Origin of the sequence: Frankia sp. AiPa1 (assembly GCF_023243075.1) — a bacterium.
Classification (GTDB): Bacteria; Actinomycetota; Actinomycetes; order Frankiales; family Frankiaceae; genus Frankia.
The window spans coordinates 24770-50972 of sequence record NZ_JALKFZ020000140.1 but is presented as its reverse complement, the minus strand read 5'-3'; the positions used below and the strand labels follow the sequence as shown (position 1 = coordinate 50972).

At 70.4% G+C, this 26203-nt stretch carries 22 protein-coding genes; 16 read left to right on the top strand and 6 right to left on the bottom strand.

Translation table 11 applies throughout. The features are described from left to right. Positions 1 to 380 precede the first annotated feature (380 nt). The gene (locus tag MXD95_RS14690) at positions 381 to 1520 is read left to right on the top strand and encodes an NAD(P)H-dependent amine dehydrogenase family protein (RefSeq protein ID WP_250641178.1); all 1140 of its coding nucleotides are present in this window, start codon (positions 381 to 383) and stop codon (positions 1518 to 1520) included. 70 nt (positions 1521 to 1590) lie between these two features. On the opposite strand, the gene MXD95_RS14685 is transcribed toward MXD95_RS14690, so the two are convergent. Further along, complete coding sequence (locus MXD95_RS14685; protein ID WP_250641177.1) at positions 1591 to 2202, bottom strand: NAD(P)-dependent oxidoreductase; 612 nt, start codon at positions 2200 to 2202, stop codon at positions 1591 to 1593. 103 nt (positions 2203 to 2305) lie between these two features. Here MXD95_RS14685 and MXD95_RS14680 point away from each other — a divergent pair, with 103 nt between their 5' ends. The 14 genes from MXD95_RS14680 to MXD95_RS14615 all read left to right on the top strand — a co-directional run bounded on the left by MXD95_RS14680 (position 2306) and on the right by MXD95_RS14615 (position 19064). Then, on the top strand, positions 2306 to 2815 hold the full coding sequence (locus MXD95_RS14680) for a MarR family winged helix-turn-helix transcriptional regulator (RefSeq protein WP_250641176.1): 510 nt from the start codon (positions 2306 to 2308) through the stop codon (positions 2813 to 2815). 546 nt (positions 2816 to 3361) lie between these two features. Next, on the top strand, positions 3362 to 4522 hold the full coding sequence (locus MXD95_RS14675; protein ID WP_250641175.1) for an amidohydrolase family protein: 1161 nt from the start codon (positions 3362 to 3364) through the stop codon (positions 4520 to 4522). A 136-nt stretch (positions 4523 to 4658) separates the two neighbouring features. Beyond that, positions 4659 to 5612: an aldose 1-epimerase family protein gene (locus MXD95_RS14670; protein WP_250641174.1), complete on the top strand. Its 954-nt coding sequence runs from the start codon at positions 4659 to 4661 to the stop codon at positions 5610 to 5612. Between the two features lie 592 nt (positions 5613 to 6204). Then, complete coding sequence (locus tag MXD95_RS14665; RefSeq protein WP_250641173.1) at positions 6205 to 7302, top strand: ABC transporter substrate-binding protein; 1098 nt, start codon at positions 6205 to 6207, stop codon at positions 7300 to 7302. A 77-nt stretch (positions 7303 to 7379) separates the two neighbouring features. Next, positions 7380 to 8390: an LLM class flavin-dependent oxidoreductase gene (locus MXD95_RS14660; protein WP_250641172.1), complete on the top strand. Its 1011-nt coding sequence runs from the start codon at positions 7380 to 7382 to the stop codon at positions 8388 to 8390. Beyond that, positions 8387 to 9571 (top strand): FecCD family ABC transporter permease, encoded by a 1185-nt coding sequence (locus tag MXD95_RS14655; protein WP_250641171.1) that lies wholly within the window; start codon positions 8387 to 8389, stop codon positions 9569 to 9571. The genes MXD95_RS14660 and MXD95_RS14655 overlap by 4 nt, the downstream gene beginning before the upstream one ends. Then, the gene (locus MXD95_RS14650; RefSeq protein WP_250641170.1) at positions 9562 to 10548 is read left to right on the top strand and encodes an ABC transporter ATP-binding protein; all 987 of its coding nucleotides are present in this window, start codon (positions 9562 to 9564) and stop codon (positions 10546 to 10548) included. Before MXD95_RS14655 ends, MXD95_RS14650 begins: the two co-directional genes overlap by 10 nt. An 859-nt stretch (positions 10549 to 11407) precedes the next feature. Further along, positions 11408 to 12502 carry a hypothetical protein gene (locus tag MXD95_RS14645; RefSeq protein WP_250641169.1) on the top strand — a complete coding sequence of 365 codons (1095 nt, stop codon included), beginning with the start codon at positions 11408 to 11410 and terminating at the stop codon, positions 12500 to 12502. A gap of 341 nt (positions 12503 to 12843) precedes the next feature. Then, positions 12844 to 13953 carry a hypothetical protein gene (locus MXD95_RS14640; RefSeq protein ID WP_250641168.1) on the top strand — a complete coding sequence of 370 codons (1110 nt, stop codon included), beginning with the start codon at positions 12844 to 12846 and terminating at the stop codon, positions 13951 to 13953. 88 nt (positions 13954 to 14041) lie between these two features. After that, on the top strand, positions 14042 to 14833 hold the full coding sequence (locus MXD95_RS14635) for an iron-containing redox enzyme family protein (protein WP_250641167.1): 792 nt from the start codon (positions 14042 to 14044) through the stop codon (positions 14831 to 14833). A 23-nt stretch (positions 14834 to 14856) separates the two neighbouring features. Further along, on the top strand, positions 14857 to 15774 hold the full coding sequence (locus tag MXD95_RS14630; protein ID WP_250641166.1) for a hypothetical protein: 918 nt from the start codon (positions 14857 to 14859) through the stop codon (positions 15772 to 15774). A gap of 169 nt (positions 15775 to 15943) precedes the next feature. Then, positions 15944 to 16765, top strand: a complete 822-nt coding sequence (locus tag MXD95_RS14625) for an SDR family NAD(P)-dependent oxidoreductase (RefSeq protein ID WP_250641165.1) — start codon at positions 15944 to 15946, stop codon at positions 16763 to 16765. Between the two features lie 119 nt (positions 16766 to 16884). Further along, positions 16885 to 17928, top strand: coding sequence for an aspartate-semialdehyde dehydrogenase (locus tag MXD95_RS14620; RefSeq protein ID WP_250641164.1), 1044 nt, complete (start codon positions 16885 to 16887; stop codon positions 17926 to 17928). Further along, the gene (locus MXD95_RS14615; RefSeq protein ID WP_250641163.1) at positions 17919 to 19064 is read left to right on the top strand and encodes an amino acid kinase family protein; all 1146 of its coding nucleotides are present in this window, start codon (positions 17919 to 17921) and stop codon (positions 19062 to 19064) included. Before MXD95_RS14620 ends, MXD95_RS14615 begins: the two co-directional genes overlap by 10 nt. 25 nt (positions 19065 to 19089) lie before the next feature. Here MXD95_RS14615 and MXD95_RS14610 read toward each other — a convergent pair whose 3' ends face one another. Both MXD95_RS14610 and MXD95_RS14605 read right to left on the bottom strand, forming a co-directional pair. Next, positions 19090 to 20205 carry a M14 family metallopeptidase gene (locus MXD95_RS14610; protein ID WP_250641162.1) on the bottom strand — a complete coding sequence of 372 codons (1116 nt, stop codon included), beginning with the start codon at positions 20203 to 20205 and terminating at the stop codon, positions 19090 to 19092. 16 nt (positions 20206 to 20221) lie between these two features. Then, positions 20222 to 21670, bottom strand: coding sequence for an MFS transporter (locus tag MXD95_RS14605; protein ID WP_250641161.1), 1449 nt, complete (start codon positions 21668 to 21670; stop codon positions 20222 to 20224). Positions 21671 to 22096: 426 nt separating this feature from the next. Between MXD95_RS14605 and MXD95_RS14600 the strand changes: the two genes are divergently transcribed. Next, entirely contained in the window at positions 22097 to 22939 is an 843-nt protein-coding gene (locus MXD95_RS14600; RefSeq protein ID WP_250641160.1) for a PhzF family protein, read from the top strand. A 19-nt stretch (positions 22940 to 22958) separates the two neighbouring features. Here the strand turns inward: MXD95_RS14600 and MXD95_RS14595 are convergent, their stop codons facing one another. The 3 genes from MXD95_RS14595 to MXD95_RS14585 form a co-directional block, all read right to left on the bottom strand. After that, the gene (locus MXD95_RS14595; RefSeq protein WP_250641159.1) at positions 22959 to 23381 is read right to left on the bottom strand and encodes a cold-shock protein; all 423 of its coding nucleotides are present in this window, start codon (positions 23379 to 23381) and stop codon (positions 22959 to 22961) included. Positions 23382 to 24758: 1377 nt separating this feature from the next. After that, the gene (locus MXD95_RS14590) at positions 24759 to 24992 is read right to left on the bottom strand and encodes a hypothetical protein (RefSeq protein WP_250641158.1); all 234 of its coding nucleotides are present in this window, start codon (positions 24990 to 24992) and stop codon (positions 24759 to 24761) included. A gap of 290 nt (positions 24993 to 25282) precedes the next feature. Beyond that, positions 25283 to 26068 carry an ABC transporter substrate-binding protein gene (locus tag MXD95_RS14585; RefSeq protein WP_250641157.1) on the bottom strand — a complete coding sequence of 262 codons (786 nt, stop codon included), beginning with the start codon at positions 26066 to 26068 and terminating at the stop codon, positions 25283 to 25285. Positions 26069 to 26203: the final 135 nt, after the last annotated feature.

Sequence of the window (26203 nt, the reverse complement as noted above, 5' to 3'; positions counted from 1 at the left end):
ATGAGACGAGCGTCACCACCGGGACGGCATCAACCCACATCCATCACCAGCACAGCGCTCTCAGTGAGGAAGCTCGGCCCCACCATCACCGCAGGCTCGTAAGATCTACATGTTTAACGACGGAATCATGCCCAAGGGAAGGTCGCAAGGCCAGCCCGCGGCGTCTCGTCAGGTCCAGGCCGAGGCCGTCGGCCCGGACCCGGACCCCGTGCAGGCCGGACCGGACCCCGTGCAGGGCAGCGGAACCAGCTCCGGCGCTCCAGCCCGCCGCGCCGTTCCGCTCCGGCGCCGCCGGACCACCCGGCTCGACCCCCGATTCCGACACCCTGTTGCATGCGGGTTTACCTCTAGATATTTTGCGTATCCAGAGGCAGGTTTCAGTGCCTGCGGACACGCGGGACACGTCTGGCGGCTTCCTCCGCAACGGCCCGCGGCGGGAGCGGGAGGGCGACATGCGCCGAGTGATCCAGTGGGGCACGGGTTCGGTGGGCCGGCACGCGATCGCCGCCGTCCATGGGCATCCCGACTTACGGGTGGTCGGCGGATTCGTCTACAGCGAGGCGAAGGCGGGTCGGGACGTGGGCGAGATCTGCGGCATCGGGGACCTCGGCGTGCGGGCCACCCGGGACCGCGACGAGATCCTCGCGCTCGACGCCGACTGTGTCCTCTACATGGCCCAGGGCGAGATGAACCCGGCCGGGGCGCTGGACGACATCTGCCGTCTGCTCGCCTCCGGCAAGAACGTCATCTCGACCGCGGTGACCTCGTTCATCTACCCGCGCAGCGCCGGCAAGGAGGTCGTCGACCAGTTGGAGGCCGCCTGCGCCGCGGGCGGTACCTCGTTCCACGGCACCGGCATCGAACCCGGCTGGGCCGCCGAGGTGCTCCCGCTCACGATGTCCCCGCTGTTCCGGCGGATCGACTCGCTGCTCGTCCAGGAGATCCTGGACTACTCCACCTATGACAGTGCCGCGATGCTGTTCGACATCATGGGCTTCGGCCGCGCGCCGGACGCTCCCGTGCCCATGGCCGACCCGGCGATCGCCGGCAGCGTCTTCCACGCCCCGATCATGATGGTCGCCGACGGGCTCGGGGCCACCATCGACGAGCTGCGCCACGACCGCTCGGTAACCGTGGCCGGCGCGGGCTTCGACATCACGGCTGGCCGGGTCGAGGCCGGCACGGTGTCCGCACAGCGGTTCTCCTGCACGGCCGTCATCAACGGCCGCGCCGCGCTCACCGTCGAGCACATCACCCGGGTCGGGGACGGGCAGGCACCCGACTGGCCCACCGGCCGCGGCTGGCGGGTCACCGTCGAGGGCGAGCCCTCGATGACACTGGAGTCCCGGATCGCCGTCCACGACGAGGACGAGAACGACCAGGGCTGCCTGGGCACCGCCATGCACGCCGTGCACACCATCGCGCCCCTGTGCCAGGCCGAGCCGGGGATCCGCACCTTCCTCGACCTCCCCCTGCTCACCGGTCGGCACGTCTTCGCGGGCGGCGGCGCCCCCCGTTGAGGCCATCAGCCCACCGATGCCACCCGGGGCGGATCCAGCTGGCCACGACGTGACGGCTACGACGTGATGGCTACGACGTGATGGCGACGGCCCGACGGAGGAGGTCGTCCCGGGTGAGCTGGGCGAGCATGAAGTCGGCGACGTCGGCGTAGGTGATCCTGGACGCGGGCGTCAGGCGCAGGTCCGCGCCTGTGCGGTAGTGCCCGGTGCGCGGGCCGCCCACGAGGATGGCCGGGCGCACGACCGTCCACGCGGTGTCACTGGCTCGGATGAGCTCCTCCATGCCCTCCTTGTCGCGCAACAGCGAGCCGATCGCGATGCGGGCGAGCAGGAAGTAAAGGTCGCGGTGCCGGCTGTCGGCGACGCCGTATCCGCTGACGGCGATCAGGCGTCGGACATCGTGCGCGCCCATCGCCGGCAGGATGTTGCGCATCCCCAGCGTGCACACCGCGGTGCCCCACCGGCGCTGGCCCAGCGCGCTGAGCACGGCGTCGCTCCCGGCGACGGTCTTCGCCACGGCATCGGCGTCACGGACGTCGCCGGCCACCGCCTGGACCCGCTCGTCCACGGTGAGACGGCCGGGGTCCCGGGCAAGCGCGGTGACAGTGTGGCCCTGCCGCAGCGCCTGTTCGAGCAAAGGACGCCCGGTGTGACCGGTGCCACCGAAGATCGCCAGATGCATGCCGAGATTCCCTTCGAGACTCCAATAATTTGATGCTCAAAGTATTGGACAGATACCTGGAGTCGTCAAGCATGGGAGTCACCAAGCATGGGAGTCGTCAAGCATGGGAGGCTCCACATACCATCAGGCCGTGGACGCCGAGGACGGCACGGACGGCTCGCTCGTCCACGCGGTCATCAAGCAGGTGGTCACCCTCGCGGCGGCGACCAACGCCCTCACCGTCGACCTGCTGCGCGAGGTCGATCTCACCGAGCCGCTCGCGAACGTCCTGTGGCGCCTCGACCCCGAGGGCCCCGCACCGTCGATGCGCTCGTTGGCCGCGACGCTCGGCTGCGATCCCTCCACGCTCACGTTCCTCACCGACCGTCTGGAGCAGCGCGGCCTCGTCGAACGGCGACCGTCGCCGGCCGACCGCCGGCAGAAGGTGATCGGCCTGACCCCGCGCGGCACCCAGGTGCGCACACGACTCATCCAGACCCTGACGGCGAACTCCCCGCTCGCCCGGCTCTCCCCCGACGACCAACGGCACCTGCGTACGCTGCTCGCCCGGGCGGGCGCCGACCCCGACCAGTTCACCTGCCCGTCGCCCACCCCGCCCGCGATCGCCGGGTAACCCGCCCGCCGGCGGCCTCACGCCCCGCCCCACGCCGACGGCTTTACCGGCGGGCCGACGGCGGTTCGACGTGGCCGCGCCTCGGCATCGCACCCACCAGCCGGGCCCGCCGACCCATTGCTGCCGCCTCGCGGTCATTCCGAACAACACGAAAGCCGACATAGGCGAACGATTTCCACAGACACCGCGAATACCCAGATCCATTCACTGAACGGCATCAGGATCCCGGATTTTGATGGGATTGGCCGGTAATCGCTCGCCGGCACCGGCCGGCGCGGCCTATGGTGACCGCGACCGCACGAATGCGGGCATTGAAACGTGCGGGCATTGAAACGGCACCGTCCAGCCCGAAGCGGCCCATTGGTCCGGATATCCGCTTCGCCGCCAGGCCCCTCTCCGTGGGCATCCTCCGAGGGCACTGGCGTGTCCGTCGGGCGGAGGCTGACGGCCACGCCCGTCAGTGATGAGCGTGGCCGTCGAAGCGGGCCATGCGGAGCGGTCGCGCGGATCGGGCGCCGCGGAGTCGTGGTGGAAGGGGGCGGCTCCATGGCCGAGGACAACGGGGGACGGGCCGAGAACGAGGCTCCACTGGCCGATGACGAACCATCGGCGAGGGCGGGAGCGGCGGGGAAGACGGACCCGGGGCATCCAGGTCGTCGACCGAGTCGGCGGGCGGCTGTCGGCGCGGCGGCGGTGGGCGTCTTCGCGGCGCCGGGTGTCGCGCGGGCCGCGACCGGCGCGAGTGGCGCGGCAACCGGGCGGATTGACGTGCACCACCACGCGATGACGCCGCAGGTGCGGGCCTGGCTGGTCGCGCACGGGCAGTTGCCCCCCGTCGGGGGGCCGTTGTTCGCGACCTGGTCGCTGGAGGCGACGCTCGACACGATGGATCGCGCCGGAATCGCCCTGGCACTGCTGTCCGCGGCAATTCCCGCCGAGTTCACCGCCACACCGGCGCTCGCCGCCGAACTCGCCCGGCTCGCCAATGACGGGCACGCCGATCTGGTCCGTTCCCATCCGAACCGGTTCGGACTCCTGGCCTACATTCCGCATTCCACGGCGGACATCGCGGTCGCGGAGATCCGCCGCGTCTACGACACGCTGCACCCGGACGGCGTGCTTCTCATGGCGCACGACGGGCTGACCTATCTCGGCGATCCGACGCTCGCGCCGATGATGGCCGAGTTGAACGCACGCGACGCCGTGGTGCTCGTTCATCCCTACAACCTGCCGGCCTCCGTGCCGTCGGCCGTGCCCCCGTTCGTCGCCGACTTCCTCGCCGACACCACCCGCGCGGCGGTTCAGCTCATCGTCCGCGGCGAGCTGGACCGTTACCCGCGGATCCGGTGGATTCTGGCCCACGGCGGCGGCTATCTGCCCTATCAGGCCGCGCGGCTCAGCCTCGGCCGTGCACTCGGCTACGGGGTCGACGCGGGGGCGGTGCGGGCGGCGCTGCGCCGCTTCTACGTCGACACCGCCGGCCCCATGTCGCCCTACAGCACCCCGACCCTGCTGGCCACGGTCGGCACCGAACACATCCTGTACGGCTCGGACTACAACGCCGTGCCGGCGGACTCGGTGCTCGCCGGCCGCGACGCCCTGCTCGCCGATCCCGCCCTCGACGCGTCCGCCCGGCGCCGCGTCGCCCGGGACAACGCCCTCGCCCTGTTCCCCGCCCTCGCCCCGCGCCTGGCCGCCCGCTCCTGATCTCCGCTGCCGCGCTGCCGCGCTGGCCTGTCCGGGCGGCCCGCGGCGGGGGCATCCGCCGGTTCCGCGTCGGCGTCGCGAATACTGGACGGGCAGGGCATCGCAGCGAGGGTCGGCGAAGGTCAAGGAGGACCTGATGCAGCCAGTGGCGCCGTCCGGACGGCAGGTGACGCTCGAGTACGGGAGCGCCCGGGTCGTCGTCACCGAGGTGGGGGCGGGGCTGCGGGAGTACCGGGTGGGCGATCGGGACGTCCTGGACGGCTACCCGGTCGACGCGATGGCGAGCCGTGGTCGCGGGCAGCTGCTGGCGCCCTGGCCCAACCGGATCGCCGACGGGCGCTACGAGTTCGGCGGCTCGACCCACCAGCTCGCGCTCAACGAGGTGCCGCTGCGCAACGCCAGCCACGGTCTGGTCCGCTGGTCGGCCTGGCAGCTCGACCAGCCGGCGCCCGACGTGGCGCGGGCGTCGTTCGTCCTGCGGGCGCAGAGCGGCTACCCGTTCACGATCGCGTTCACCGCCGACTACCGGCTCGCGGCCGAGGGCCTGACGGTGAGCATCACCGCGACGAACGTGGGCGCCGAGCCCGCGCCCGTGGGCCTCGGCATGCACCCCTATGTCGCCGTCGCGGGCCTTGGCGGCGGCGCACAGCGGGCGGACGAGGTGACGCTCACCATCCCCGCGTCCACCCGGTTGGTCACTGACGAGCGCATGATCCCCACCAGCGCGGTCCCCGTCGACGACGGAGCGGACGACCCGGGCCGCGGATTCGACTTCCGCGCCGCGCGTCCGATCGGCGAGCTCGTGCTGGACACCTGCTACACCGATCTTGTCCGGGACGCCGACGGTCGGTCGCGGACGGTGCTGGCCGGGCCGGGCGGAGATTCGGTCACGGTGTGGATGGACGAGGCCTGGGACTACCTGCAGGTCTTCACCGGGGACACGCTGGGGGCCGCCGAGCGGCGCCGGAGCATCGCGGTGGAGCCGTTGACCTGCCCGGCGAACGCGTTCAACAGCGGGGCGGGGCTGCGCGTCCTCGCACCCGCGGAATCCCTGCGCGGCTCCTGGGGCATTTCTCCGGCCTTCGGCTGACCGCGCCGGCATCCTCGGCGCGGTCATGTCCTGTCCCGCGTGGGCGGGACAGGGATCACAGCAGGCAGGCGAATCCGGCGAGAAAAGTTTCGTCCTGCGTTCCCCCCGGGAACCTCGTCGTTACATGACATGAATCCGTGACCCGAAGGACTTCAGTGTCCTGCGTCACATATTTGCCACGGAACGCGAGAGCCTTCGGCCGGCCCGGCGATGGGCCGAATATCCTCCAGGCGATTCGCGGAACACCAGAAATTTTTTGCACACCCGCAGCGAACTCTCGGCGAACCGTCAAGCCAGACGCGCGGAACGACGCGGAGAACACCCGGCTTCACACATCGGGTCGCCGCCAGATCTGCATCCGCAGATCAGGGCCAATGTCTACGTGACAGACGCAGATGCGGGGTCTATGGTGCATCCCAGCCGCGTTCGCGGAGTTCGGATGCGCCGAAGCATCGCCCGCTGGCCCGCGGCCGCCAGTAGATAGGCACACCGTATGTGCCGACCTCGTTACTTTTTACTTTTTCGGGCATTCACCCATTCGGGGGACGAAGACGTGGTAACAAGCTCCATCCCATCCCGCGGGACCCGGCTGATGCGCACGCGCCTGCTGGCCCTGGGTGCGGCGGCAGGCATTGCGGCGCTGGCCGCCGGCTGCGGCTCCTCCGGGTCGTCCACGGCGGCACCAGCGGCACCGGCAACGCCCACGACGCAGGTTGTCACCGGAATGAGCGGTGAGAAGGCGACCGTCCCGCTGAAGGTCGACCGGATCGCGGAGCAGTTCCCCGCCCACACCGTCACCGACATCATGCTCGGCGCCGGCGACAGGCTGGTGGCCATCCCGCAGAACGTCAAGACCCTCCCGTTCCTGCGCACGGTCTTCCCCAGGATCAACGACCTGCCCGAGCTGTTCCGTAACGGCGGCAAGGTGAACATGGAGGAGCTGCTCAAGCTGAAGCCGGACCTCGTGTCCACCAGCAGCGGCGGCGACACCCTCACACCCTTCAGGCAGGCCGGCATTCCCGCGGTCAACACGGCCTACAACACCTTCGCGGAACTGGTCCCGTCCATCGAGCTGTCCGGCAAGATGTACGGCGGCACCGCCCCGGCCAAGGCCAAGGCCTACGCCGACTACGTCAACGCGAAGCTGAAGCTGGTGCGGTCGCGGCTGGCGAACCTGCCGGCCGACCAGGCGCCCAGCGTCGTGCACATCGCCAGCTATCCGCCGCTGGTCGTCGACGGTGGAACGTCGCTGATCGACGCCTGGATCAAGCTCGGTGGGGGCACCGACTCGGCGAGCGGCGTCAAGGGCACCCACGTCACCGTCACCCTCGAGCAGCTGCTGCGGTGGAATCCCGACGTCCTGGTGGTCGAGACCCCCGGCGGTGACCAGGGCCTCGCGGCGAACACCGCCCAGTCGGTCATCAGCGCGTTCGAGAAGGCCCCCGGATGGAAGAGCCTCAAGGCCGTGCAGACGAACCGGGTGTACCTCAACCCGCAGGGCCTCTACCCCTGGGACCGGTTCGGTCCCGAGGAGGCACTGCAGATCCAGTGGATCGCCAAGACGCTGCATCCCGACCTGTTCAAGGACCTCGACATCCGTGCCGAGACGCGCTCCTTCTACCAGAAGTTCTTCGACTACCAGGTGACCGACGCCGACCTCGACCAGATCCTTCAGGTCGGCACCAAGTAACCAACGTCGTGGCAACCAACGTCGTGGTAAGCAGCTTCGGACGGGAAGGGCCGCGCCTCCGGCGCAGTGACACAACCATGCTCATGCGATTCGGCCTGCCCGGCGGGCGCGGCGATCTCGGGGGTGACGGGTCCACCTCGACGGTGGAACTCGCCCGGGTCGCCGAGACCCTCGGATACGACAGTCTCTGGTTCACCGACGGACATCTCGGTACGGTCGGTTCCCGGTCGGTGACATCACGCCCGTCGCCTCTCCCGCTGGCCGCGGCGGTCGCGACCGCCACCGGGCGGATCGGTCTCGGCTTCACCGCCCTGCACCTGCCACTTCACGACCCGATCCGGCTCGCCGCCGACCTCGCCACCCTCGACCACCTCAGCGGTGGGCGGGTCATCGTCGGTGTCGGCTGGCCCGTCGCCAGCTACGCGGCGGCCTATCAGGGTGACGGCCCGGCACCAAGCGAACTGCCCGACGCCCTCGACACCCTGATCGGCTACTGGCGCGGCCGGACCCGCCCGGCGGGCGGCGCGCAGTACCGCGTCGGCCCCAGCCCGTTGCAGCAGCCGCACCCGCCGATCGAGGTCGCCCCCCGTTCGCAGGAGTCCATCGTCTGGGCGGCCAGTCATGGTCACCGACTGCTGCTGCCCGCGGTGACGACCACGGAGTCGGTCGCCGCCTGCGTCGCGCTCTACACCGCGAACGGCGGGCAGGCCGCCGATGTCCGGGTCGAGCGGTTCTGCCTGGTCGCCGAGAACGACGAAGCGGCTCGGGAACGCGCCACCCCGATCGTCGTGCGCCTGACCCGGCGCCTGGCCGCCCTCGGCGGGGACGAGCACGGCCACCAGATCGCCGGGGACAGCGACTTCGATCCGGCCCGCTTCCAGGACGACACCGCCGTCGTGGGCGGCCCGACCAGCGTCGCCCGTCGCATGGCGGCCCTGCGCGACGACCTCGGCGTGGTGCGGGTGAACCTGCGCCCGTCGTTCAGCGGTACCGCGTCCCTGGCCATGCAGCAGAGCACCGTGCGCATGTTCGCCGGCAAGGTCGTGCCGCTGCTCGCCCAGCCGTCCGTCCACCGGGTGATCCGGTGAGCCGCCCCGCACCGCCCTCGGACGCCGACCACGACGCGGCCCCGGTACCCGCCACCAGGCCCGGTGAGGGCGGATCCGGCGATGGTGGCCAGGCCACCATCGCCTCCGCTGCCACCCCGTCGACCGGCGCGCCGAAGGGACGAGGCGGCCGGGCCACCGCCAGGCTCCGCCTGACCCTTGGCGACCACCTGCGCGTCGTCACCCTCGGGGTGGTTCTCCTCGTGTTGGTGGTGATCTCGTTCGGGCTCGGACGGTTCGCCCTGAGCCCGTGGACCGTCCTGCGGGTGCTCGGCCACGAGCTGTTCGGCATCGGCGACGCGGTCGGCGGGCAGGACCGGGCGGTCGTCATGGACATCCGGATGCCGCGCATCCTCGCCGCGCTGCTCGTCGGCGCGGCGCTGGCGTCCTCCGGGGCCGCATACCAGACCATGTTCCGCAACCCGCTGGTCTCCCCGGAGATCCTGGGCGTGGCCGCCGGCGCCGGGTTCGGTGCCTCCGTGTCCATCCTCATCGGCCTCGACACGACTTTGCTGCAGATCGTCTCGTTCGGCTGTGGGCTCTCCGCCGCGGCGCTCTCGATGGCCATCGCCCGGTTCGTGGGGCGCGGCTCACTGATCATCCTGGTGCTCGGCGGCATCATCATCGGCGCGATGTTCAACGCGCTGATCTCCAGCGTGCAGTACTTCGCCAATCCGGAGACCACCCTGCCGGAGATCACTTTCTGGCTGTTCGGCAGCCTGGCCCGGGCCAGCATGCACGGGCTGATCGTGCCCGCGATCATAGTCGGGGTCTGCCTGTGCATCCTGTACGCGGTGCGCTGGCAGCTCACCGTGCTCGCCACCGGGGACGACGAGGCCCGCTCCCTCGGCGTCAACCGGGCGCGGATCTGGGCGCTGACGATCGGCGCGTCCACGCTGATGACCGCGACCGCGGTCAGCGTCGCCGGCATCATCGGCTGGGTCGGGCTCGTCGTCCCGCATCTGGCCCGCTTCATCGTCGGCCCGTCGTTCAACCGTCTCCTGCCGGTGGCGGCCCTCATCGGGGCGGCCTACCTGCTCGCCGTCGACGACGTCGCACGCACCGCCACCTCGCTCGACCTGCCGTTGGGCATCCTCACCGCGCTCATCGGCGCGCCGTTCTTCGTCGGTCTACTCGCGAAGGCGGGACGCCAATGGCTCTGACTGGCAGGACCCGGACCAGCGAGAACGGAAACGGCGAGACCCACCCGGACCAGTCTGCCCCGGGGCTCCCGGCCGCCTCGTCCACCGACACACCACAGGTCGAGGTCAGCGGCCTGTCGTTCGGGTACGGCCGCAACGGCCACCGGATCGTCGACGTCTCCCTGACGGTGCACGCCGCGGAGGTCTGCTGTCTGCTCGGACCGAACGGCGCCGGCAAGACGACACTGCTGCGCTGTCTGCTCGGACTGCTACGCCCGCATGGCGGCACCGTGCGGCTCGCCGGACGGGATCTCACCGATCTCACCCCGCGAGAACTTGCCCGCCGGGTCGCCTACGTGCCGCAGTCGACCTCGTCGCCGTTCCCGTTCACCGCGCTCGACATCGCCGTCATGGGCCGCACTCCCCACCTCGGTCTGCTCGAGGCGCCGAATGCCACCGACCGGCGCGGTGCACTCGAGCAGCTCGATCGGCTCGGCATCGCGCACCTGGCCGAGCGGTCCTTCGCCGCGCTCTCCGGCGGCGAACGCCAGCTCGTGCTGCTTGCCCGGGCGCTGGTGCAGCAGGCGGGGATCCTGATCCTCGACGAACCCACCGCCGCCCTGGACTACGGCAACGAGGTCCGCACCCTGCTGGTCGTCGCGGAACTGGCCCGGGAGGGGCACTGCATCATCATGACCACCCACCAGCCCTCGCACGCCCTGACCTACTCGAACCGGGCGGTGCTGATGCGCGCCGGCGCGGTGATCGCCGACGGGCATCCCGACGACGTCGTCACCGGCGAACGGCTCAGTGACCTGTACGGCGTGCCGGTGCACGTCACGGGCGTCAGCCTGCCGCCCGGACACGGCCGGGCGGAGATCCGTACCTGCGTGCCCATCCCCGGCCCGTCCGGCATCGCCCCGTCCGGCACTGCCCCGTCCGGCATCGCCCAGGCCGGCCCGGCGCCCACCGCCCCGCCCCCCCGGAGCGGACGCTGAGATCGAGCGGCGCCCTGGTCGACTGGCGCCCTGCTCGACTGGCGCGCTGGTCGACGCGGGCCTGTGGTCGACACAGGGCCCAGGCCACGGACCGCTCCCGACCGCCTCCCGGCGGGAGCGGGGAGAAAGCGGCGGCCCTGCCCCCGCCGTCGCGGTCATCCACCGTTCGTGGGCACAGCCACGAGCATCCGCCCGCTCCTCGAATGTCGCCGTCCGCCGGTGGTCCTGGTCCCACGTCCCACGTCCCTGGTGCCTGGTGCCTGGTGCCTGGTGCCTGGTGCGCCAATGTCCGTCACCGGATAATGCCGCCGCGACCGGGACACCGGCCTTGGGCCGGCATTGACCTTGGTCTGGCAATGACCCTGACGGGGCAATGACCCCGGTCCCGCATTGGTCTCCGGCCTGCCTTGGCCCCCGGCCTGGCTTTGCCCCCCGGCCTGACCGCATTGCGATCGGCGCACCAATGCACCGTCCGACCAATCGCCGCAACCAACAGTTCACCCCGGTCATCGCAAAGTAACCTCCCGCGAACTCGCGAAAAACCTTCCACCATCGCCCCGCCCCGGTTATAGTTTCGTTTTACAAGGTCCGTCCCGGTTCACGGATCAATGCGACTGCCGAGCGCCCGTACCCTAGGGGCTCCTCACAGCGACAGCTCGGGGTGTCCGCCGCCGACGGAGTTTCCGGTCGGCCTCCCCGCGATCCCACCCGCACGGATCCGAAAGCGCACCTGGTCCACTCGGTTCGTCGTGAAGCGCACTCCCGCGTGTGGCCTGGCGCGCTCGGCCACGCCCGCCGTCAGCTGTGGCTGTCCGATGTCCGCCGGCCCGGCCTGGGCGAGTGAGAAGGAGGAGAAGAGATGACCTCGTCCGAGATCGTCGTCGATCCGTCCCGGATACGCCAGTTCGGCGATCCGACGGGCACGGCCTTCTGTCTCGTGACCAATGCCAGCCTGATGGACAGTATTCGCCTGGTCCGGGATTCTGCGTACGACGACTACCGCATCATCGATTTCCGCGGTGGCGAGGACGAGTTCGCCCGGCTCATGCGTGAGGACGTCCCCGAGCAGGCACATGTGCTGGTCATGTCGCCCGACGCGTTCTTCCAGTCACCGCCAGTCGACGTGCTCGGCCCGCGACGCAAGCTGCTCGGGATGGCCTGCAACTCCACGCCGACCGACCTCGAGACCCTGCGCCACTTCCTGACCTGCGTCGAGGCGACGGATCCGCAGGCCCAGGAGGACTTCTCCGACCGGTTCTTCGAGCTCGCCGAGCGCGGCGAGTGCCTGGAGTACCGGGACGACCGGTACGGCACGGTCGCCACGTTGCGCCTGTTCGATGTCGAGCTGGTCTGGAACCAGCAGGCGGGCCTGGTCGGCTGGGGTGAGCAGCAGATTGTTCCAGCCGGCGAGATCAGTGTGCTGCCGATCGAGATCCGCTCTTTCGAGGATTACCTGCACCTGCCGCTCGACGGTGATATCGTCTTCCAGGGATACCCCATTCTTCACTCGGGCACCCCGTCGTTCTCCCGGCGCGACCAGGAGCGTATTCACGGCAAGTTCTGGCCGATGAACGAGTACGCCGTCGTCGCCCACGTGGAAAACGGATTCATCACCGCGACGTCTTCCCCCGACCCGGGCGGGAATGCTATTATAGAGATGTTCGAGGCGCTCTTCGCGGTAGACTCCCGCTACCGGCTGGTCTGGGAGATCGGCCACGCGCTGAACACCACTCTCAACATTCTTCCCGGAAACCACGCGATGAACGAGGTCTACGGCGGAAATCAGGGCTGCCTCCACTGGGGCATCGGGCTCACGCCGTTCACGCAGTACCACCTCGACATCATTTCTCCGGGGACCGTCGTCCGGAACGACAAGGGCGACGTCATGCTGGGCACGCCGACCGACCCGACGTCGGCAGTGCCCCCCAGAAGTCCGGTTGGTCTGGCCACCTGACCGGGTTGGGGCGGGGCTTTCCTCGTCTCTCACCGCACTACCGTGGATTGACGGAAGGAGGTGATCACTGTGGAGAAGGTCGCGCAGAAGAAGATCCAGGTGAAGAAGAACGACCGCTACCTGGGCACCCTCCTCGGCTGATGCCGCGGAGAAGGGGTGGGTCAGCTGGACCGGGCTGGCCCACCCCGACTCTGGACGTGTCATGAGCTCTCACGCTGAGTTCCCGCGCAGGGCTTCGCACTGAGCTCCGCCTGAGTTCCACCCGGTCGTCACGCCATGCGCACAGCCGCCCGTCACCTCATGATCCCGTTTCCGTCGCGTCGCGCATCCTGGTGGTTCCCATGGCACAGTTCGTCGTGCGTCCCGACTCCCATCGGGAGTTTCCCGGCCCCCACAGCACCTTCTGCCTGCTCACCCAGGCCGACCGGGCCACCGACTTCAGCCTGGCCGCAAGCGAGCGCTACCGCGAGGTCGTGCACCGCACGGTCGAGGCCGTGCAGAGCCTCGCCGACGCCCTGCGCGGCGCCGGGGTGCCGACCGACGCCGATGTGTTCGTCGTCTGCCCCGACCGGTTCCTGGTCTCCCCGGAGCCCGACGAGATCGGGTCCAGGCGGCTCGCGGTGATGCCCTGCGGCTCGACGCCGGTGACCGACGCGCACGTCGCGTACTTCCTCGACGTCGTCCAGCGCACCGACAGCGTCGCGCTCGAGGCCCGCGCCGACCGGCTGTTCGAAGCCCTGGGCGACGCGGACGAGGTGCTCCTGGCCGACCACGCCGGCCACGCCTCGGCCCGCCTGCGCGTCTCCGGCGACTACGAGTGGAACCAGCAGGCCGGGCTGCTCGGCCCGGGTGAGCAGCAGATCGCGCCGTCCGGCGAGGCCAGCGCCGCCCCCACCGGGCTCTACCGGTTCGACACGTCCAGCCGGCTCGCGCTCGAGGGCAGCATCGCCCTGCGCGGCGCGCCCATCGTGCACCGCGGCGACGACCCGGCCGTGCTCGACGAGCAGGCGGAGCTGTTCACCGACCTCGACGTCCTGCGCGACGCGACAATCGTGCTCGACCTCGCCGACGGCATGGTCACCGGCGTGCGCGCCATCGACCCCGCCGGTCAGCGTGCCGTCGACACCCTCGGCAAGCTCTACGCCGCCGACGAGTCCTACCGGGTCGTGTGGGAGTTCGGTATCGGTCTGAACCCCGAGCTCGTCCAGCAGGCCGGCAACTGCGGGCTCAACGAGATGTTCGGCGGCTCCGACGGCATCGTCCACCTCGGGTTCGGACTGACCCCGACGACCCGATACGCCCTCACCTTCACCTGTGCCGACACGGTCATCACCAATCCGGCCACCGACGCGCGGATCGCCGGTCCGGACGCCCCCGTCTGCGCGGTCACCCCCGAGCCGGGACCCGCCCGTCGGCTCAACCGGCGCCGCACCCCGAGTTGCGGCTGCTGAATCCGCTTCCCCTGCTGAGGCCCGCAGCACCCGCCCCGCTGCACCTGTGATCGCTCACCCGTCACCGCCACCGCGGAAGGAGCCCTCGATGACCGACGACCCACGTAGCTGGTACGGAGACCCGCGCAAGGCCGCCGCCGCCCGCACGGCCGATCTAGGCGCGCTGCGCAAGCAGGTCAACGACCTGCTTGACGCCATGATCGCCAAGTTCTACGCCGAGATCCCGTACGCGGACCACCAGGCCCGCGGCGAGGAACTCAACCTGGAGTACTACAAGCGCCACAACATCGAGACGATCCTGCGGCTGCGCCGCAAGCGCACCATCGACGCGCTGGCCATCGGCTACTTCACCAAGCGGGACCCGGTTCGCGGCGCCGCCTGGGCCCACTACGTCGAGGACGAGATGCTCCACGACGAGTGGTTCGCCGGCGACCTGGGCCGGGTCGGTGTCACCAAGGAGGAGATCTATGCCACCGAGCCGTTCCAGGCCACAAAGCTGCTCACCGGCTACCTGCAGTACGGCATGGAGTTCGAGGGCACCCCGCTGGCCCTGCTGTGCAGCGTCTATTTCGTCGAGTACACGACCACCGAGACGCAGCCCTCCTGGGTGAAGAACCTCGAGGAGAAGCTCGGCCGGGAGAAGGTCGCCGGCGCCCGGCGGCACGTCGGCACCGACATCGACGACGAGCACGCCGACTTCGTCTGGGGTGTGCTGACCTCGTTGGTGTCCTCCCCAGAGGACGAGGCGAAGGTGCTCGATCACATCAAGATCGTGGCGAACCTGTGGGTGGCCTACTTCCTCGAGCTCTACCAGGCCGTGGTCGCCCCGGCGAAGAGCACGTTCGAGTCGGCCGGCACCCTCACCGGCCGGTTCGCCTGACCGCCGCGCCCGGTCGGCATCTCGTGTCCGGATTACCGACGTCCCCGCCCGTCCCGCCCCGTACGGACGGGCCTGCCGGGGGCGCACCACCCAGCAACGGCGACGGTCCGGCCGCTGGAGGTGGCGCGCGAAGCGCGAGTGACGTACGCGGCCCGGGTGGATCCGCGGATCCGGAGCTGGCGGCGGCGGCGCACACCATCGTCCGCTTCGCCCGCGACGAGTGCCCGCTGAGTCCCGCCGAGGACCGCTGGCTGCGCACCGGGCTCGCCTCCGCCCTACCCGACCTGCGGATGAACGCCCTGTTCGACATCCGGCCCGGCCTGCTGCGCGAGTCGCAGCACCTCGTCGTCGGCGTCGAACGGGCCAGCGGGACCCCCGTGTCGGCGCTCGGCGCGAGCTGGGCCACGACCGCCTCCGGCCGGCCGTTTCTGCACATCGGCATCCAGTTCGTGGCCGCCGAGCTGCGCGGCGGCCAGGCGTTCGCGACCAGCTGGCTGGCGCTGCTTGAAGAAGTCGCCGCCACCGGCGGATTTCCCTACCTGGCGGCGCTGCGCACCTACAACCCGGTCGCCTACTGCGCGATGCGTGCCTATGGCCGGCTACCCGGCGCGGCCATGTACCCGGCGATCGGCACCGCCTCGGGTGATCCCGACGCGCAGGTCGTGGCGCTGGCTGGTGAGATCGCGGCCGCGCTGGCGCCGGGGGCACCCTTCGACCCGGCAAGCGGCGGCATCGCCGGCATCGGCGTGCCCCGCGACCTTTACCGCGTCCGTCCACAGGGGGATGACGCTGAGGTCAACGCGCATTTCGAGCGGCACGCCGAGCCGGGTGACCGCATCCTGTGCATGGTGCGCATCCCCGAGGAAACCGTCGACGCGATCATGGCGAACTTCACCCGCCGTACCCGGAAGCCAGCCCGGTCCTCCGCCGCCCGCGGGTAGACCACTGTCTCCTCGTTCTTGTTTCCCACGACATTCCTGTTTCCCACCACCGTCCATTCTTCATTTTTTTCACCCGCCTTTTGCTACTTGCTTCTCATCCACCTCGTATGAACCACCTGATCCGCGCCGTCGCCCAAGCCGGCGGGGGCCCGAAGACACAGGAGCACAGGTGCCGGACCCAACAGGCCCAAGTCTGACCAGCCGAGTCGCGGCCGTCGTCGGCGCCGCATCCGGTATCGGCCGCGCGATCGCGATCGCCCTGGCCGCCCAGGGCGCCGCCGTCGAGTGCGGCGACATCGACACCGCCGGGGTCGAGGAGACTGTCGCGTCGATCGTCGCCGCCGGCGGCACCGCGAAGGCCACCACCCTGGACGTGCGGCTCTCCGCCGACGTCGACGGGCTGCTCACCAGGGTCGCGCAGGAGCGCGGCCAGCTCGACATCGCCGTCGGCACTCCCGGCATCAACATCCGCAAGCCGCTGATCGACTACACCGACGACGAGTACACCGCCGTCACCGACGTCAACCTGCGCGGCAGCTTCAACGTCCTGCGCGGCGCCGGACGCATCATGGCGGCACAGGGCAGCGGCAGCATCATCGTCATCTCGTCGATCTCCAGCCGCGCCGTCGAACCCGGACAGGTCATCTACGCCGGCACCAAAGCGGCGCTCGCGCAGATGGTGCGGGTGCTCGGCGCCGAACTCGGCCCGCTCGGCGTGCGGGTCAACGCGATCGCCCCCGGGCCGGTCGAGACGGCGCTGACCGTGCCGATCCGCTCCTCGTCCGCGTGGGCGGACGCGTACTCGGAAAAGGTCGCGCTGCGCCGCTGGGCGAAGCCCGCCGAGATCGCCGGCCCCGCGGTGTTCCTCGCTTCGGACGCGGCCAGCTACGTCAACGGCGAGGTCCTCTACGTCGACGGCGGCTGGGTCGACCTCGACGCCACCTTCGCCGACGAGAAGTCGGTGCGGACCGACACCGCCGCCACCGCCTGACCCGGGGCGCAGCACCCGCGAGACGGTTCCGCGCAACCGCCGGCAACACGCCAGGCCGGTTCCGCGCAACCGCCCGCCCCATCAACACCAGAGTCCATCAACATCAGGGGGAATCGCACGTGGACATCGCCGTCGTCGGCGCTACGGGGGTGGTCGGCCGGGAGTGCCTGACCCTGCTGGAGTCGGGCCTGGTGCCCGGCATCGATCGGGTCGTGCCCGTCGCGTCCGCCGGCTCCGCCGGGCGGGATCTGCGCGAGGAACTCGGCCTGACGCTGAAGGTCGAGCCGGTGGTCGCGCTCGAGGAGTTCGACCCGGCCACGGTGGACGTCGCCGTGTTCAGCGCCGGAGCGCCGATCAGCACCGAGTACGGCCCCCGGTTGGCGGCGGCCGGCGCGCTCGTCGTCGACAACAGCTCGGCGTTCCGGATGGACGACGACGTACCGCTCGTCGTCCCCGAGGTCAACCCGCAGGCCCTGACCACCCGGCCCGCCCGCGGCATCGTCGCGAACCCGAACTGCTCGACGATCCAGATGGTGCGGGCGCTGCATCCGCTGCGCGCGCTGGGCGAGATCGAACGGGTCATCGTCTCCAGTTACCAGTCGGCGTCCGGCGGCGGGCTGCACGGTCTTCAGGAGCTCGCCGACACCACCCGCGGCATCCTCGACGGCGCCGACCCGGCGGACGCCACCCGCGGCAGGTTCGGCCCGCCGCTCGCCTTCAACCTGATCCCCGAGATCGGCCTGCGCGACGACGAAGGCCACTCCCACGAGGAACGCAAGCTGCGCCGTGAGCCGCGCAAGATCATGGACATGCCGGGGCTGAAGGTCGCCGCGACCGCGGTGCGGGTGGCCGTGGTCAACGGCCATTCCGAGGCCGTGCATGTCACGTTCGGCGCGCCGGTCTCCCCTGCCGACGCCCTCGACGCCCTGCGCTCCGCCCCGGGCCTGCGCGCCTACGGCGACGCCGACGGCTACCCGATGCCGCGCCTGGTCTGCGCGGACCCGGCCGAGCGCCGGCTCGTCCACGTCGGCCGGATCCGCAACGACCCGGATGACCCGTGCGCCCTGTGGATGTGGGTCGTCGCCGACAACCTGACCATCGGCGCCGCGCTCAACGCGCTCGAGATCGTCCAGCTCGTCAGTGGGCTGCCGTGGTGGCGCTGACCAGCGGGCCGGCGAGCGGGCCCGGCCGCACCGACGTGATCGTGCTGAAGTTCGGCGGAGCGGCCTTCGCCGCGCCGGGCGCGCACCGCCACATCGCCGCCTACGTCGCCGACCGGCTGCGCGCGGGGGGCCCGGCCGGCATTGGCGCCGTCATCGTCGTGAGCGCCGTCGCCGGAGAGACGGATCGGCTGTCCGCCGCGGTGCGGGCCGTCAGTCCCGACCCGCCGCGCGAACTGCTCGCCGCGGCGCTCATGACCGGGGAGACTGTCAACGTCGCGGTCATGACGGCGGCCCTGCGCGATGCGGGGCTGCGCACGGTGCCGCTCGGACCCGCCGACACGGGCCTGCTCGGCGCGGGCGAACCGCACAGCGCCGAGCTGCGGGCGATCGATGCCTCGGTACTCACCGGGCATCTCGCCGGCCTGCCCGCCGGGACGGTGCTCGTCATCCCCGGCGGGCAGGCCCTGGCCGCCGGCGGCAACCCGGTGATGCTGGGCCGCAACAGCTCCGACCTGTCCGCGATCGCCGCCGCGATCGCGCTGGGCGCCCCCGCCTGCGAGATCTTCTCCGACTCCCCGGGCATCTGCACCGCCGACCCGCGCCTGGTCCCGGACGCCCGCACCCTGGCGAGCGTCGGATACGACACGATGATGACGATGTCCCGCCACGGCGCGAAGGTCCTGCACCACAGCGCGGTCGACTGGGCCCGGCGCCACCGCGTCGAGATCCACTGCCGGTCGCTGCTGCCCGAGGGCCGCGTCCACTCGGTGGTCGGCGCCGTCGCCACCAGCGACGCCGCCGTCCTCGTCCACGCCACCGGCACGGTCTGGACCGGTGACGCGCCGCTCGTGCACGGCCAGTTCGACGAACTCACCGCCCTCGGGGCGGACGTCGTGCTCGTCTCCCCGGCTGCCCGCGGTGGCCGCTCGGCGGCGACCGGCGGACATGGGACGTACCTCGTCCTGGCCGATGCCGTTCAGGACCTGCGCGACCGCGGCCTACGCCACCTGCCCGAGCTACGGCTCGTGACGACGCTTTTCCCGAACGGACGCCTCGAACACCAGCTCGTCGCCGCCGACAACGCCCCCGCCGTCGCCCGCGCCCAGCACGACCTCGTCAGGTCTGTCCCGGCCTGACCGGTCCACGCCTGGCGATGGGTCGTCAGATCACGGCATCGCCGTCGAGGGAATCAACGCCGAGGGGGATGCGCACGCTGGTGGCGGCCCGGGTGATGGTGGCGAGGCCGCCATCGAGGATGTTGGTGCGCCATCCTTCGTCGTCCGGGTTGAAGGCGTCACCCACGAGCCCGGCGATGCGGGCGCGCACAGTGTCGTCGACGGGTGCGCGCTGTTGCCAGAGCCAGTTGTCGGCCTGCAGGGCGCGCAGCACCGTCAGACCGTCCTGGGTGCCGAACTCGCAGGTGATGGCGGTGATCTGCGGGCTGCCGGGCTGCCCGTCGCCGAGTTCCTGGGCGAGGGCGCGGGCGGAGTTGCCGCCGATCGGCGTCGAGCTGGAGGTGCCCTCGTCGGAGTCGGTGAGGGCCTCGCCGTACCAGGCACGGGCGCGGCGGGGGGCGTCCGGGTCGGGGCCGCCACGGAAGATCGGTTCGGCGGCGCCACGCGCGCCGAGGCCGGTGTGCAGATCGATGTACGCCACCCGCGCATAGCCGGTCAGGTACCGGCGGATGATCCGGCGCCAGGTGCGGTTCGACCAGCAGGGCGCCGCGCCACCGTAGAACAACCCGCCCGGATGGGTGTACTGGCCGCCGGTGATGCGCTGCTGCACCGCCCGCAGGCCGAGCCGGTCGGCGTGGGCGAACAGGGCCGCGTCGGCCTCGGCGTGCGCGGGCCCCTCCCAGTCGCCGGGCAGGAGCGAGTCGTGCAGCTCGCCGTAGCCACGGTCGGGTGGCAGCTGGTCGTGGTCGAGGAAGTTGCGGTTGATGTCGATGTTGTCCTCGTTGACCCGGCGGTGGTGCGCGAAGCCGAAGGGGTTCAGCGCGTGCACGAACACGATCGGCAGGTCGGGCCAGGACGTCTCCCGCAGGACGCGCAGCTGGCAGGCGGACCCGGCGAACCCCTCGGTGCCGTGCGTGCCGCTGACCAGCACCAGCACGGCCGGACCGCGCTCGGCCCCGATCCTGGCGACGTCGGTGCCCAGTTCCTCGCCGGCCGGGCCGGTCAGGCCGTCCAGGACGAACGACTCGACCTGCGCACCGCGCTCGCGGGCAGCCTCGAGAAATCGTTGCCGTGCCTCGGCGTAGTCCGCGCAGAAGTACACCCGTCTGTCCTGCCTCTCATCCCAGCCGGGGCCCAGCAGGCTCGGCGGCCGCGATGTCAGCCGCCGCCGGGCTGCCGGTCGTCTGCGCCCGCCCGCTGGCGGCCGGCGTCTCATGCGCCGGTGTCCCATGCGCCGGTGTCCCATGCGGCTGGGCCCCGCCCCGGATCTGACCGAGCGCCGTCACCACGCCGGTGATGCAGATGAGCAGCACGAACAGGCCCCGGTAGCCGTGGGCGTCGACGACCGCGCCGGCGGCGATCGGGAAAGCGAGAATCGCGACCTCGAACAGCAGCCCGGCCATCGGCAGCATCCGAACCCGCTCCGCCGGGCCGGCCAGGTTCACCGCGCGGGCCTGGAATGCCGGCAGGCCCAGGCCGTACGTGCAGCCCAGCAACAGCGACGCGAGGCAGTAGAGCACCGTGCTCGATCCGACGAACACGAACGCCACCGACGCGGCCGTCATGCCGACGGTCGTCACCGCGACCACCCGGTCGGAGGCGCTGTCCGACAGCATTCGGGCCAGGCCCAGGCGGACCGCGATGACGGCAATCGTGTACGTCACATAGAAGATGTCGAAGTCGAGGTGCCGGCTGTCGGCGAAGGTGGTCTGGAAGCTGTTCATCGTGGTGAACACGCAGGCGCTGAGCAGCACCATCGTCAACGGCACGACGCTCGGCGAGCGCAGCATCCGCCGCAGGCTGCTCTCCTCGGCGGCCGCGGGCCGCGCCGGTCTCGGGGCCGGCACGGCGGCCGGCGTGGCGGGCTCGTCGGCGCGCCCCCCGTACGCGCCGGGCGAGGGCAGGCGACGCAGCTGCACCGTCAACGGCACCACCAGCAGCGCCGCACCGAACGCCAGACCCGCGCCGACCAGGAAGACCTGCTGGTAGGACATCCCGGCGTCGCGCAGCGCGTTGCCGAGCACCGGCCCGATGCCGAAGCCGGCCTGGATGGTGCCGGTCGCATAACCGATCAGCGTGGCACGGTTGCGGTCGTCGGACAGGTCGGAGGCAATCATCGGCGCGGCCGTGTACGTCACCGCCCACGCCGTACCGAGCACGATCGCCGAGACCACCAGCACCGCTCCCTGGGAGTGCACGTCGGCCGTGAGCACCGCCGCGGCCGTGTACACCAGGCAGGACCCGGCGAGCAGCAGATTCGGCGGCACCGTCCGGGGAAAACGCAGGAGCAGTGCCAGGGCGATCGCCGTCGGGATCGCCGCGGCCGCGCACAGGGCGCCATAGGTCTGTTCGGTGCCGCCGACCGTCTTCACGAACGGCCCCAGCAGCAGCAGCACCCCGTACGCCGAGGACGACAGCAGAACGACGCCCAGCAGGAGCCACAGCACGACGCGGTGGTTGCCCCCGGATGCGGCGCCACTGCGCCGCCTTCTCTCACCGACCTGCTCGGTGTCTCCGTACTCGATGTCCCTCGTCCCGCCGCCCCGGCCTGTTCCACCAATCAGCATCTGCGGAGAGCAGGCCGATATATCGTCCGCAGATGCGGATAGAAAGTAGCACAGCCTCCGAATGATCGGATCACAAACGCGCATTCCTCCGCCGGGTTGACCGAACCATCCGGCGAGCGGGCCGCAGCACCTCGACGACGGAAGGGGGCTGAGGAGGGAGCGACGGCGCGGCACCAGCGCAGGGTCGCCCTCGCGGGGCGGGGCGGGGCGGCGCACGGGTCGCAGCCTGCCAGTTTCGCCCGGCACCGGCGGGATTCGATCCGTACCGGCTACTCTGCTCGTCGTGACGCCGGTCTTGACGCACGCGGTGAGCCTCGTCGAGGCGCCCGCCCAGACCAGGCTGGGCAGTGCCCAGCCTCCGCGGGTACCGACGGCCGCGACCGTCCGCTGCCCGCGGACCGGCCGGCGAGCCTGGTGCCGATTCTGATGGGGCGATCCTTCGGGCGGCCGTTTCGCCAGGTGGACGTGTTCACCGCAACGCCGCTGATGGGAAATCCGGTCGCCGTGGTCCTCGACGCCGCGGGCCTGGACACCACCACGATGCAGGCCTTCGCCCGCTGGACCAACCTCTCGGAAACCACGTTCGTCCTGCCACCGCGGTCACCGGAGGCGGACTATCGCATCCGGATCTTCACACCGTCGACGGAGCTGCCCTTCGCCGGGCATCCCACGCTCGGGAGCTGCCATGCCTGGCTCGAACACCAGCCGGACGCGGCCACTCGGACAGAGATCCTCCAGGAATGCGACGCCGGCCTCATCTCCCTGAGGCGCACCCCGGACGGACTCGCCTTCGCGGCGCCGCCGCTACGCCGGGAGGGCCCGGTGGACCCCGCGCTGCTGCCCGCCATCGCGACGATGCTGGGAATCTCGACGGACGACATCGTCGCCGCTGCCTGGGCCGACAACGGCCCAGGCTGGATCGCGATCCTGCTGGACAGCGCCGAGGCGGTGCTCGCCCTGCGGCCACGCGACGTGACCCGAAGCCTCGGCGTCGTCGGGCCCTGGCCTACGGATTCGGCCACCGCCTTCGAGATCCGCGCTTTCTTCCCCCAAGGCGGCGCCACCGTGGAGGACCCGGTGACCGGCAGCCTGAACGCCGCCGTCGCCCAGTGGCTGCTGCGCAGCGGACGCGCCGAGGCGCCCTATGTGGCGAGCCAGGGCACCGCACTGCAGCGCGCGGGCCGCGTCCACATCTCCGTTGATGCCGAGGGCACCATCTGGGTGGGCGGTGGGACGGTCACCTGTCTACACGGCACCGCGCAGATCTGAACTCTTCCGATGCGCAGACCTAGTTCTCGACCCAGCCGTAGCGCTCCGCGATCCGAATGAGCTCGCTACGGATCCTGACGATCTGTGTACTCGTCAGGGCCGGATCGATCCTCAGCAAGGTCTCGGTCACCTCCTGGGTGAGCTCCGCAACCGGCAGGACGTCACACAGCCCGTCAGCGTCGTCGGCGTGCGCACTCACCCGTACCGAGGTCACCGACGGGGCCGGGGTCGGGGCCGGGGAGCCCACAATGCGCGCGGCACTGGCCTTCAGCCCGCGCTCCCCCTCCTCCACCTTGAACTCCATGAGGGTACCCGGCAGCACGAGATGCTTCTCAACAAGAAGATCGTTTGCATGCAGAAAAATATCGTCGCCGCCATCGTTGGGCGCAATGAATCCATAACCACGTATCTGGTCGAACCGAAGAACCTTACCTGTACTCACGACTCACCTCAACAGCACCAGAAAGACTTCTATCCCCGCCATAATCCCCGGCCCGCTTCGCCACCCACACGGCGAAGCCGACCTGAGGACCCTCAGCATACCCGTCCCAGCAACCTCCCGTGCGCCGGCATCGAACTGTCATCGCCCGCACCCGCCGGAGGGCGCTGGCACCGATCTCAGCCGGGCAGAGTTCCCGACCACCCACCTACTCACCGTTTCCCATTGACGACCACTTCCGCGAGGACACCCGACGCAACACCCGGGATCGAACCCACGTTCGACATCGGTATTCATGCGGACTATTCTGCAGACGTCGCCGCATCGCTTGCCCACCACCGTGATGACACCAGCCATCCGACCGGCATTCGCGGCGTCCCGGCCGCCTGGCCCGCCACGATCCGTACCCTTACCCCGGCATTGACGGAGGCCGCTCGGCACACCGACGATCCCCTGGCCATGAAACCGGCGCCCCCCTTTCCGGACCAGCCTGTCTTCCTTGGGCCGGCTGGCCCATCCCGGGTCGATGTCCTGTTCCTCGAACCGGCCCGTCTCCCTCCGGGCCGGCCTCCCGCTCCCTGGCCCGGCACAGCCGTGTTCAGCGGCACAGTCGTGTTCGCGCGGCACAGCCGTGTTCGCGCGGCGTTCAGCCGGCCGCCCCTGACCAACGGCACACCCGGACTGCATCTGCGCCGTCACCCGGTGCTGATCGGACCTGGTTCTCGCCGCCGCGGGTCTCGTGATCCCAGGGTTGCGTCAAGCGAGGCGCATCCCGCCATGCCGATCATCAGCTCGGCGTCTCCAGCGGGTCGGTTCCCACGCTCACGCACGGCTCCGGTCCCGCCACCCACGAGCCCACTCGCGCCGGTAACAGTCCGGGTCGGCTGGTCGGCCGGCCGATGCCCGGCATGGTTCGCGGCCACCGGACCTTCGCCTCGCGACATGGTCACGGCCGCGGCGCACAGGCTCACGTCGGCGCTGCTCGACACTCACGGGCAGATAAACCTGCGATAGGCACATGGTCAGAAAGCCGGGCGGTTGGCGTCTCGTGCGCCCGGCCTGGCTCCGCCGGCCAACACCCCACCCGACCATGGATGGACACCACGCATCGAAAAGACGCAGGTCAGAGCCCCAGAAAACCAACCGAGTCCAAACCCGCAGATCAAGAGAGGATCTTTCTACACCGGCGAACCCGGGCAGTAGAGGGCCGCGTCACCTCTCACCATGGGTACCGGCGGAACGGTCACGCCGTACCCGAGGACGCTCGCACGGGTTCCGAAAATACTGGACGAAATTGACGAGAAGGTGCGCTCCACCAGCTGTGGCGTGACGCAGAACCCCACCGGGGGGACGGACGCCGTTGTCCGACCTCCCCGCCGCTCAGGCCGCGGCAGGCGATGCTGGTGCGGCCATCCAGCTCAGATCCGCCACCGTCACCACGAGGCGGCGAGCGATGTCCCCCGCATCGAGCCCGGAATCAAGCGCCTCTCGCAGAGCGATGCCGCGTACTGTGCGTAGCTCAAGTCGTCGCGGATGGTCCGCCCACATCAGCTGGTCCGCGAGCCTGGCCCGCTCGACTGGATCTGACACCTGCAGGACATCGTCATAGGTCATCACGGGCCAACATGGTTACGGGTTGGCGGACGTTTCGCAACATTCCAGTAGCGACATTTTGCCGCACCCCCACCCACCTGCCGGACCAGGCCGCCCCTGTCCCGACACTGTCCGATCTTGACATTGTCCGCGGGCCCGGGTGAGACAAGGCCGCTGCCCGGTTCGGTGCCCGCGCGGCCCCCCACCCCCACCACGCCGATTCACGCGTCGCACCGAGTTGGTCGCTCCACGTGATGTCCCGCGCTGGTGGGGCCGCTGGTGATGGCACCATAAGCCGCCACCGCCGCGGATCATTGCAGTGCGGGTGCTCCGGCCTCGGCGCCAAGCCACTGACCCGCGATCTGCAGAAGCTGACCGGACCGACGGAGCCGCGTGAGCGTGTCATTCACACTCTGCGCCAGCGGGTTTCCCTTCTCGAACACCATGCCGAGCTGATCCTGCGGTTCCGCTCCCGGGAACTGGCCGAGGATGAAAGCATTCGGAACAGTGTGGGCCAGCTGGAACGCCGTCACGAAGTCGACGACGATGCCATCGATCGGCCCGTTTTCCATCGCTTCGGCCGCATCGTTCGCATCGGTGAAGACAGCAGGCTCCTGCACGGGTGCGATGCGTTGGGCGATCGTCTCCTGGCCGGTGGCACCGGCCGGAACACCCAGCTTGGCGTCCTTGAGCCCGGCCAGGGTTGTCACCTGCGCGATGCGGGAGGTCCGCAACGCCACCACGGTCATCGGGACCGTGTAGTAGCCGGCACTGAGGTCGACGGTCCGCAGGAGCCGCGAAGTGATCGCCATATGGTCGATGTCGAAGTCGAAGGGTTTCTTTCCGGCCGCGACCGCGTCGGCGTGCGGCACGGTTATCCAGTGCACCTTGTCAGCCGAAAAGCCAAGTTCTGCGGCGATGGCGTAGGCGAGGGCGCTCTCGAATCCGCGGCCGTTCGTGGGCTGGCCGTCGGCGAACCAGGGGGTATCTGGCGGCGAACTCGTCGCGATGGTCAGCTGTCCCTGGTGGACGAGGTTCAGGTCACCATCACCTCCGTCGCCCGACGATCCTGAGCAACCGGACAGCAGAAGAATCACAGAGATGATCATGGCGAGCACACCGAGCTGCCGCGACCGTACGGGCATGAGAGGCCTCCGTGATACCCACCGTCTCGCGGTGGCACGCCGGACCAAGGGCCCGCGGGGGCGCCCAGGGTGGGGAAACGGCACACA